Raw genomic sequence first — 301 nt, forward strand, 5'->3', positions numbered from 1 at the left:
GCGCGCAGTAAAACAAAGCTAAAATCATAAACACTTGACCAATCAACAATGATGGGCAAGAACTCTTGTGAAGAAAAGTGAGAGGCAAGGGTCTTATAAAATTGATTTCGGCATTGGTGTAATTGGATGTTTCCTAACAGTCGATCAACTCGTTTAATGCAATATTTTTCAATGACGTTAGCGTCTTCTCCTAGTTTTCTACCAATTGCCGTTAGGCTTAATCTGGCGCCTTCTTTAACGGAGGATACTGCATCCGATAAAGCTGTATAGGTTCGCTTATCAATGGAGATTGAATTGTCAG

1 pseudogene is annotated in these 301 nt (G+C 39.5%); it reads right to left on the minus strand.

The features are described from left to right. Nucleotides 1-301 (minus strand): annotated as a pseudogene (locus DK187_RS21315) (hypothetical protein); the annotation flags it as partial.

The sequence above is a fragment of the Marinomonas arctica genome (assembly GCF_003259225.1).
GTDB classification, from domain to species: domain Bacteria; phylum Pseudomonadota; class Gammaproteobacteria; order Pseudomonadales; family Marinomonadaceae; genus Marinomonas; species Marinomonas arctica.